Raw genomic sequence first — 8839 nt, 5'->3', positions numbered from 1 at the left:
GTCCCTCTCCCGAACGGGAGAGGGGACCCGCGCCCAATCGTTTCAGGTGAGCGTAGGCAGGGCCGGTGCCCCACCTCTCCCGTCCGGGAGAGGTCGAGTCCGCGTGAGCGGACCGGGTGAGGGATGCGACCTCTCCGGATAGACCTGTACCCCTACCCCAACCCTCTCCCGGCCAGGAGAGGCGACCCGCCCTCGAGCATCGACGGGGTCCGGCCCGCCTCCAGCAGGGTGCGGGCCTCGGCCGCGTCGATGTCCATGCGGGCGATCAGCGCCTCGGCGCTCGCGAAGCGCTCCTCGCCGCGGATGAAGGCGGCGAACTCCACGTCGAGCGCCTGCCCGTAGAGATCGCCCGCGAAATCGAACAGGTTGACCTCGAGGAGCGGCGCCCCGTCGTCGAAGGTGGGGCGGCGACCGTAGCTCGCCACGCCCGGCCGCGGGCGGCCGTCCGGCAGCCGTACCCGCACCGCGTAGATGCCGTGGGCGAGGCCGCAATCGGGGAGCGCGATGTTGGCGGTCGGGTAGCCGAGGGTGCGCCCGCGCTTGTCGCCGTGGCGCACGACGCCCTGCACGAACCAGCGGTAGCCGAGGAGCGCGTTCGCGCGGGCCACGTCCCCGCGGGCGAGGGCCGCCCGGATCGCGCTCGACGAGACGGGCTCGGCCTCCGCCGGCAGGGCCACGGGCGGGATGATGCGGCAGGCGAGCCCCGCCTCGCGGCAGAGATCGGCCAGCAGCGCCGGCGTGCCCTCGCGCCCGCGGCCGAAATGGAAATCGTGGCCGATCACCACGCCCGAGAGCCCAAGATCCTCCTTCAGGAGGCGCCGCACGAAGTCGCGCGCGCCGGTGCCGGCGAGCTCCGCGTCGAAGCGGCGCACGACGAGTCCGTCGAGGCCGAGGCGGCGGAACACGATCTCCTTGGCGCCGGGCCCGGTCAGCCGGAACAGGGGCAGGTGGGGCGCGAAGTAGGCGCGCGGATGCGGCTCGAAGGTGAGCACGATGGCGGGCCGCCCTGCCGCCCCGGCCGTCTCGCGCACGGCCTCCACGAGGATGCGGTGGCCGCGGTGCACCCCGTCGAAATTGCCGATCGCCGCCACGGCGCCGCGCAGGGAGGCGGGCAGCGGCTCGTCCTCGCGGCAGACCGTGAAGGGCCGCGCGGGGCTCTCGTCGGCGGACGATATCGGGCTCATGGGGCGATGGGGACGGGCGGGCCGGGCTTGCGGGGCGTGGAGGCCGGCCGGACCCTGTCGAAAACCGCCCCGAGGGTCAAGCGAGCCGCCCGGGCCGGTGCGGGCGCACGCGTCCGCAGGCGCGCAGTTAACCGGTTCGCAATCGGGTCCGTCGTAATTTCAGGACCATGAGGCGCCGCGTCGCTTGGCGCCTCCCTCGATACGCGCAGGGGACGTGGCCGCACCGTCCCCCGGGATCACGGAGCAGAACCCTCATGGCCCTCGACCTCAGCATGCCGATCCTGGTCGTCGACGACTACCAGACCATGGTCCGCATCATCCGCAACCTCCTGAAGCAGCTCGGCTTCGAGGAGGTGGACGATGCCTCCGACGGCACCGCCGCGCTCGCGCGCCTGAAGAGCCGCAAGTACGGGCTCGTGATCTCCGACTGGAACATGGAGCCGATGACGGGCTACGAGCTGCTGCGCCACGTGCGCGCCGACGAGTCCCTGCGCACCACGCCCTTCATCATGGTCACCGCCGAGTCGAAGACCGAGAACGTGATCGCGGCCAAGAAGGCCGGCGTGAACAACTACATCGTGAAGCCGTTCAACGCCGCCACGCTCAAGAGCAAGATCGAGGCGGTCTGCGGCGCCTGAGTCTAAGGCCCGTCCGCGGCCGGGCTCCGGGGAGGGGCCGGCCGCGCGTACCGGCGGCGGCGCCCGCCGCCGTCCTGTGGAGTCAGTGTCCGATGCTGTTCGCACGCAAGGCGCGGGAGACGGCTCCCGAGCGTACGCCCCCCGCGGTGATCAACGAGCTCGTCGAGATCGCCGAGTACATCAGTCACCTGCGCCAGGAGATCGCCGCGCTCCGGGCGAACGAGATCACCCGCGACCGCATCCCGATGGCGCACGAGGAGCTCGGCAACGTGCTCGCCGCCACGGCGGGCGCCACCAACCAGATCATGGCCTCCGCTGAGGCGATGCTGGCCCTGCCCGACGACGATTACCGCGAGAACGTCGAGGCGAAGATCTACGAGATCTTCGAGGCCTGCGCCTTCCAGGACATCACCGGGCAGCGCATCTCCAAGGTGGTGGAGGCCCTGCGCCAGCTCGAGCTGCGCCTCGCCCGCTTCGCGAACGCCGTGAAGGCGCGCGACGAATCCGGTATCGACCCGACCGAGTCCGAGCGCCGCGCCCGCGCCGAGCGCCTGCTCCTCAACGGCCCGCAGATCGGCGGCCCGGCGACCTCCCAGGACGACATCGACGCCCTGTTCGCCTGAGCCCCGCTACCAGGCGAGGCGCTCGATCAGCGCGTCCGGGTGGACGCTCTGGCGGGCGAGCCAGGCGGCCGCGTCGCCGAGCCGGTCGTGCTCGGCCAGCACGCCGAGCTCCTCCGCGTGGATGCCGCGGGCCACGAGCAGGCTCGCGATCCCGAACGCCGACGCGCCCGCGATGTCGGTGCGCAGCGCGTCGCCGACGGCCAGCACCCGGGACAGGTCCGGGGCCGGAAGTCCGTCGAGGGCGCCGGCCGCCGCGAGCGCGGCCTCGTAGATCGGCCGGTACGGCTTGCCCGCGTAGACGACCTCGCCTCCGGTCTCCGCGTAGGCCGCCGCGATGAGCCCGGCGCAGGGGATGAGCTTCTTGTCGCGCTCGACCACGAGGTCGGGGTTGGCGCAGATCATCGGCACCGCGCGCGCCCGGAAGGCGGCAAGCGTGTCCCGGTAGTCGTCGGCCGTCTCGCGGGTGTCGTCGAACAGGCCGGTGCAGACCACGACCTGTGCCTCCGCGGGCGGAACCAGGGTCAGGTCGAGGCCCTCGAAGATCGGGGCATCCCGCTCCGGCCCGAGATGGTGCACCCGCGCCCCCGGGTGCCGGGCGACGAGGTCGCGGGTGAGGTCGCCGGAGGTGAGGATGGCGTCGTAGGCCTCCCGCGGCACGCCGTAGCCGTCGAGGATCGCCTGCACACTCGGCCAGGGGCGCGGCGCGTTCGAGACCAGCATGACCCGGCGCGGCCGCCCCTCCGGCGCGAGGCCGCGGAAGCGGATCAGGGCCTCGCCCGCCGCGCGATGGCCGACCGTGCCGTCGTGCAGGACGCCCCAGACGTCGCACAGGATGAGGTCGTGGCGCGGGGCGATCTCGCGGAAGCCCGCGAGCGTCGGGATGGCGGCCGGGCCCTGCGCCGGGCCCGCCGGGACGGGTGAGGCTGTCATGAAGCGTCCTGGATTGGCTGTTCCGGGGCCCGGTTAGGCGCCATGCCGCCCGATTGCAACGCGTCCCGCCTCAGCTTGCCCGGCGCAGGAAGTCGCGGAAGGGCCGGCGCTGGGGCGGCGGCTCGGGCTCGTCCGCCGGCGGCGCCGGGGGCTCGGGCGGGGCCGGCGGCGCAGCGAGCACCTCCGCCCGCACGGCGCGGGGCGCGGCGAAGACGCTCCCCTGCGCGAAGGGCACGTCGAGGTCGATGAGGTCCGGCACGTCGCCCTCGTGCTCGACGCCGCAGGCGACGAGGCGGATACCGGCCCGGCCGAGCGCGGCCACCAGATCCTCCACCGCGATGTCGGCGAGGTGCCCGCGCCCGGGTGCCTGGCGCAGCAGCAGGTCGGCCGGCACCTTGACCTGGGCGACGCCGCGCTCGGCCAGCGCGAGGGCGTCGAAGCGCAGGTCGGTCGGCCGGTCGAGGATGAAGCCGATCCGGCCGCGCAGGGCGGCGAGCGCCGCCGCCTGCTCGGCGTCGAGGTTGCGCCAGCTCGCCTGCGGCAGCGCCACCACGAGCCGGCCCGCGAGCCCCGGTTCCGCCGCGACGAGGCGGGCGAGCGAGCGCAGGAAGCCCGGCTCGAACAGGGAGAGCGGCGACAGCCCGTAGGCCACCGCCGCCTCGCTGCCGCGGCCGGCGAGGTGCCGGGCGATGGTGGCGACGCGCTGCAGCATGCGCCGGTCGAGGTCCGTGGTGCGGCCGTAGCGCTCCAGCACGGGCAGGAACGCCTCCGGCGCCAGCACCTCGCCTTCGACGCGCAGCCGCGCCAGCGCCTCGTAGGACACGACCTTGCGCTGGGGCAGCACCACGATCGGCTGCAGGTGAACCTCAAGCCCGTCGCGGTCGAAGGCCGCCAGCAGCGCCTCCTCGCGGGCGCGCTCCCCGTGCGTCGGCGCACCCGCGCGCGCCGGCACGGCGGGAGCGGGCACGGCGGGAGCGGGGAAGCGGTCGGTGTCGGCCGGTCGCGGCGGCGGGATCGGCCGCGGCGCGAAGGGTGCGGGCCGCGCGGCGGGCTCGGGATCGGGACGCGGCGGCGCAGCGGCGGGGGGCGCCGCCTGGACGAGCGCGGGAGCCGGCGCGGCCGGCGCGGAAACGTGCAGCGGGGCGGGCGCCGGGACCGGCGCCGGAGCGCGCGGCTCCGCCTTGAGCCGGGCGATCTCGCCGTCCTGCGCGGCGACCACGGAGGCGAGATCGCGCACGATGCCGCTCAGCAGGCCGATCTCGACCGTCACCTCCTCGATACCGGAAGCGAGCCCCGCATCGGCCGCCGGGGGCGTGTTTGCGGCGGACGCGGCGGCGCCGGCTTCGAGCCGGATCAGGCGCTTCGAGAGCACGTCGAGCTCGGCGGAGAGCTTGTCGCAGCGCAGGCTCAGCGCGGCCGCCTTGCGGTGCGACAGGAGGGCGGCGAGCGCCGCCGCCAGGGTGAGCGCGAGGGCGGCGGCCAGCGGCGCGACGAGGGCGAGGGGCCCGAGCACGACGAGCCCGAGGAGACCCAGGGCCAACAGGCTGCTGCGCCGGCCGAAGATCCGGTCCATCGGACTAAGCCCAAACCCCTCGAACGCGGGAACAGAGACTGCACCGCCGGACCGCGCCGAATCGGGGCATCCCACCTTGTCGCCGAGGCCGTGGCCCCCGGCAAGGCGCCGCCCCACGCCGGCAAGCGATTTCCGGCCGGTGTGACATGGACTTGCGCGGAGACTTGCGCGGAGCCTCCGACGGAACCCCGGGCCTGCACGGCACGGCCCGCCGCGCCCCGCTTGCATCGTGCGGCGGGCCGGCCGACATGGAGGTGCCGCCCGGACGGGCCAGCGCGGGCTGGACAGGGCGGCAAGGGTGCGCCGATGGACGGAACGCGGACCGATCTCCTGATGATGCAGGTCGAGGGCATGACCTGCGACGGCTGCGTGCAGGCCGTGCGCCGCACGATCCAGCGCCTCGACCCCGGCGCCGAGGTCGAGGTCGACCTCGCCCACGGCCGCGTGGCCGTGCGCACCAGCGCCCAGAGCCTCGACGTGGCCCAGGCGCTGACCAAGGCCGGCTACACCGCGACCGCGATGACGGGCTGAAACGGACCCGCGCCATGCCCGCGAACGCCCCGGCCCCCCTGCCCGGCCCGAACGACCTCGGCGCCTGGTGGATGCCGTTCACGGCCAACCGCGCCTTCCGCCGCAAGCCCCGCCTCGTCTCGGGCGCCGAGGGCATGCACTACCGCACGCCGGACGGGCGCAGCGTCCTCGACGGGATCTCGGGCCTGTGGTGCTGCAACGCCGGCCACGGCCGCGAGCCGATTGTGCGGGCGATCCGGGCGCAGGCGGGGGAGCTCGACTACGCGCCCCCCTTCCAGTTCGGGCACCCGGCCGCCTTCGCGCTGGCAGGGCGGCTCGCCGCCCTCGCCCCAGGGGATCTCGACCGCGTCTTCCTCTGCAACTCGGGCTCGGAGGCGGTCGACACGGCGCTCAAGATCGCCCTCGCCTACTGGCAGGCCCGCGGCGAGGGCCGGCGCACCCGGCTGATCGGGCGGGAGCGCGGCTACCACGGCGTCGGCTTCGGCGGCATCGCGGTAGGCGGCATCGGCGCCAACCGCCGGGCCTTCGGGCCGGGCCTGCCGGGCATCGACCACCTGCCCCACACCTACGACCGCGCGCAGCAGGCCTTCACGGTCGGCGAGCCGGACTGGGGCGGCCATCTCGCCGACGCGCTGGAGCGGATCGTCGAGCTGCACGATGCCTCGACCATCGCGGCCGTGATCGTCGAGCCGATGGCGGGCTCGACCGGCGTGCTGCCGCCGCCCAAGGGCTACCTGGAGCGCCTGCGCGCGCTCTGCGACCGGCACGGCCTGCTCCTCATCTTCGACGAGGTCATCACGGGCTTCGGCCGCCTCGGCCACGCCTTCGCGGCCGAGCGCTACGGCGTCGTGCCCGACATGATCACCTTCGCCAAGGCCGTGAACTCGGGCACCGTGCCGATGGGCGGCGTGATCGTTCGCGAACCCGTCCACGCGGCGCTGATGCAGGGCCCCGAGCACGCGGTGGAGCTGTTCCACGGCTACACCTATTCGGGCCACCCGCTCGCCTGCGCGGCGGCGCTCGCCACCCTCGACCTCTACCGTGACGAGGACCTGTTCGCCCGCGCCCGCGCCCTCGAGCCCGCCTTCGGGCAGGCCGTGATGAGCCTGCGCGGCCTGCCCGGCATCCTCGACATCCGCACCGTGGGCCTGGCGGCCGCGATCGACCTCGCGCCCCGGCCCGACGCGCCGGGCCTGCGCGCCTTCACCATCATGGACCGGGCCTTCGAGGCGGGGCTCGTGGTGCGGGCGGCGGGCGACACCCTGGCCCTGACCCCGCCGCTCATCGTGCGCGAGGACCAGATCGGCGAGATCGTCGACCGGCTGGAGCCGGTGATCCGCGCGACGTCATGAGCCGGGGACGCCCCCGGGCGCCCCGGCACGAACGAAAATTTGCCGGCGCCTTCAAAATTTCCGACGCGCAATTCCGGCCGCCATCGCGCAAACTGCCCCGATTGTTCGGGCCCGGCCCTTGGCTCGCGCGCGTCTCGGCCTATGAGAAGCGCACGGGCCGGTCCGGCAGCCTCCCGGGGCGGCGCGCTCCCGTCTCCCGGTCAAGAACGGCCCCCGGCCAAGAAACGGAACGCCACACGACGCCCTCGTGAACAGGTGAGGAAACCATGCCCTCAGACATCGAGATCGCCCGCGCGGCGACCCTGAAGCCGATCGCCCAGGTCGCCGAGAAGCTCGGCATCCCGGAGGACGCGCTCCACAATTACGGCAAGCACATCGCCAAGATCGACCACGGCTACATCGCGGGCCTGGAGAGCCGGCCCGAGGGCAAGCTCGTCCTCGTGACCGCGATCAGCCCGACGCCGGCCGGCGAAGGCAAGACGACGACGACGGTCGGCCTCGGCGACGCGCTGAACCGCATCGGCCAGAAGACCATGATCTGCCTGCGCGAGCCCTCGCTCGGCCCCTGCTTCGGCATGAAGGGGGGTGCTGCGGGCGGCGGCAAGGCGCAGGTCGTGCCGATGGAGCAGATCAACCTGCACTTCACCGGCGACTTCCACGCCATCACCTCGGCGCACTCGCTGGCCGCCGCGCTGATCGACAACCACATCTACTGGGCGAACGAGCTCAACATCGACGTGCGGCGCATCTTCTGGCGCCGCGTGGTCGACATGAACGACCGGGCGCTGCGCGCCATCAACCAGTCGCTCGGCGGCGTCGCCAACGGCTTCCCGCGCGAGGACGGCTTCGACATCACGGTGGCCTCCGAGGTGATGGCGGTGTTCTGCCTCGCCAAGAACCTCGAGGATCTCGAGGAGCGCCTCGGCCGCATCGTCATCGCCGAGACCCGCGACCGCAAGCTCGTCACCCTCAAGGACGTGAAGGCCACGGGCGCGATGACCGTGCTCCTCAAGGACGCGCTGCAGCCCAACCTCGTGCAGACCCTGGAGGGCAACCCGGCCCTCATCCATGGCGGCCCCTTCGCCAACATCGCCCACGGCTGCAACTCGGTGATCGCCACCCGCGCCGGCCTCAGGCTCGCCGACTACACCGTGACCGAGGCGGGCTTCGGCGCCGATCTCGGCGCGGAGAAGTTCATCGACATCAAGTGCCGTCAGGCCGGGCTGACCCCGTCGGCGGTCGTCATCGTCGCGACCGTGCGCGCGCTCAAGATGCACGGCGGCGTCAACAAGAAAGACCTCGGCTCGGAGAACATCGAGGCCCTGGAGCGGGGCTTCGCCAACCTCGAGCGCCACGTCACGAACGTGCGCAACTTCGGCCTGCCGGTGGTCGTCGGCGTCAACCACTTCTACGCCGACACCGATGCCGAGCACGAGACGCTGAAGGCCCTGTGCCGCGACAGGCTCCAGGTCGAGGCCATCACCTGCAAGCACTGGGCGGACGGCGGCGCGGGCGCGGAGGCGCTCGCGCGCGCGGTGGTGAAGCTCGCCGAGGGCGAGCGGAAGCCGCTCGCCTACACCTACGAGACCGAGGGCAAGCTCACGGACAAGATCAAGGCCATCGCGACGAAGCTCTACGGCGCCGCCGACATCCAGATCGAGTCCAAGGCCGCCACCAAGCTCGCCGCCTTCGAGAAGGAGGGCTACGGCCATCTTCCGGTCTGCATGGCCAAGACCCAGTACTCTTTCTCGACCGACCCGAACCTGATGGGCGCGCCCACCGGCCACATCATCGGGGTGCGCGACGTGCGTCTCTCGGCGGGCGCCGGCTTCGTCGTGGTGATCTGCGGTGAGATCATGACCATGCCCGGCCTGCCCCGGGTCCCGGCCGCGGACACGATCCGCCTAGACGCGAATGGCCAGATCGACGGGCTGTTCTGAGAGCAAGGCCCGGCAGCAGGTCCCCTCTCCCGTTCGGGAGAGGGACAGGGTGAGGGGTGGGAGGTTTC

The 8839-nt window shown here is 73.3% G+C and carries 8 protein-coding genes; 5 read left to right on the top strand and 3 right to left on the bottom strand.

Annotation, left to right across the window (positions count from 1 at the left end):
• Window positions 1-152: 152 nt before the first annotated feature.
• Window positions 153-1184: a bifunctional riboflavin kinase/FAD synthetase gene (locus MOX02_RS11145; RefSeq protein WP_147025863.1), complete on the bottom strand. Its 1032-nt coding sequence runs from the start codon at window positions 1182-1184 to the stop codon at window positions 153-155.
• A 254-nt stretch (window positions 1185-1438) separates the two neighbouring features.
• On the opposite strand from MOX02_RS11145, the gene MOX02_RS11140 reads away from it, so the two are divergent.
• The gene (locus MOX02_RS11140) at window positions 1439-1822 is read left to right on the top strand and encodes a response regulator (protein WP_109889715.1); all 384 of its coding nucleotides are present in this window, start codon (window positions 1439-1441) and stop codon (window positions 1820-1822) included.
• Between the two features lie 92 nt (window positions 1823-1914).
• Complete coding sequence (locus MOX02_RS11135) at window positions 1915-2445, top strand: protein phosphatase CheZ (protein ID WP_147025862.1); 531 nt, start codon at window positions 1915-1917, stop codon at window positions 2443-2445.
• 6 nt (window positions 2446-2451) lie between these two features.
• On the opposite strand, the gene MOX02_RS11130 is transcribed toward MOX02_RS11135, so the two are convergent.
• Window positions 2452-3375 carry a TIGR01459 family HAD-type hydrolase gene (locus tag MOX02_RS11130; RefSeq protein WP_147025861.1) on the bottom strand — a complete coding sequence of 308 codons (924 nt, stop codon included), beginning with the start codon at window positions 3373-3375 and terminating at the stop codon, window positions 2452-2454.
• 70 nt (window positions 3376-3445) lie between these two features.
• Window positions 3446-4948, bottom strand: coding sequence for an EAL domain-containing protein (locus MOX02_RS11125; RefSeq protein ID WP_147025860.1), 1503 nt, complete (start codon window positions 4946-4948; stop codon window positions 3446-3448).
• Between the two features lie 306 nt (window positions 4949-5254).
• Between MOX02_RS11125 and MOX02_RS11120 the strand changes: the two genes are divergently transcribed.
• The 3 genes from MOX02_RS11120 (at window position 5255) to MOX02_RS11110 (ending at window position 8771) form a co-directional block, all read left to right on the top strand.
• Window positions 5255-5479, top strand: a complete 225-nt coding sequence (locus tag MOX02_RS11120) for a heavy-metal-associated domain-containing protein (RefSeq protein WP_147025859.1) — start codon at window positions 5255-5257, stop codon at window positions 5477-5479.
• A gap of 14 nt (window positions 5480-5493) precedes the next feature.
• The gene (gene aptA / locus MOX02_RS11115) at window positions 5494-6831 is read left to right on the top strand and encodes an omega-aminotransferase AptA (protein ID WP_147025858.1); all 1338 of its coding nucleotides are present in this window, start codon (window positions 5494-5496) and stop codon (window positions 6829-6831) included.
• Between the two features lie 266 nt (window positions 6832-7097).
• Window positions 7098-8771, top strand: a complete 1674-nt coding sequence (locus MOX02_RS11110; RefSeq protein ID WP_147025857.1) for a formate--tetrahydrofolate ligase — start codon at window positions 7098-7100, stop codon at window positions 8769-8771.
• The last annotated feature ends 68 nt before the right edge of the window (window positions 8772-8839 follow it).

The sequence above is a fragment of the Methylobacterium oxalidis genome, assembly GCF_007992195.1.
Lineage (GTDB): Bacteria > Pseudomonadota > Alphaproteobacteria > Rhizobiales > Beijerinckiaceae > Methylobacterium > Methylobacterium oxalidis.
The sequence above is the reverse complement of the archived record's forward strand: the minus strand, read 5'-3'. Positions and strand labels throughout refer to the sequence as shown.

What these genes read in the sequence shown, in the direction of transcription:
- MOX02_RS11140 (WP_109889715.1), top strand. Translation starts at nt 1,439, where the DNA reads ATGGCCCTCGACCTCAGCATGCCGATCCTGGTCGTCGACGACTACCAG.
- MOX02_RS11145 (WP_147025863.1), bottom strand. Translation starts at nt 1,184, where the DNA reads ATGAGCCCGATATCGTCCGCCGACGAGAGCCCCGCGCGGCCCTTCACG.
- MOX02_RS11135 (WP_147025862.1), top strand. Translation starts at nt 1,915, where the DNA reads ATGCTGTTCGCACGCAAGGCGCGGGAGACGGCTCCCGAGCGTACGCCC.
- MOX02_RS11130 (WP_147025861.1), bottom strand. Translation starts at nt 3,375, where the DNA reads ATGACAGCCTCACCCGTCCCGGCGGGCCCGGCGCAGGGCCCGGCCGCC.
- MOX02_RS11125 (WP_147025860.1), bottom strand. Translation starts at nt 4,948, where the DNA reads ATGGACCGGATCTTCGGCCGGCGCAGCAGCCTGTTGGCCCTGGGTCTC.
- MOX02_RS11120 (WP_147025859.1), top strand. Translation starts at nt 5,255, where the DNA reads ATGGACGGAACGCGGACCGATCTCCTGATGATGCAGGTCGAGGGCATG.
- aptA (WP_147025858.1), top strand. Translation starts at nt 5,494, where the DNA reads ATGCCCGCGAACGCCCCGGCCCCCCTGCCCGGCCCGAACGACCTCGGC.
- MOX02_RS11110 (WP_147025857.1), top strand. Translation starts at nt 7,098, where the DNA reads ATGCCCTCAGACATCGAGATCGCCCGCGCGGCGACCCTGAAGCCGATC.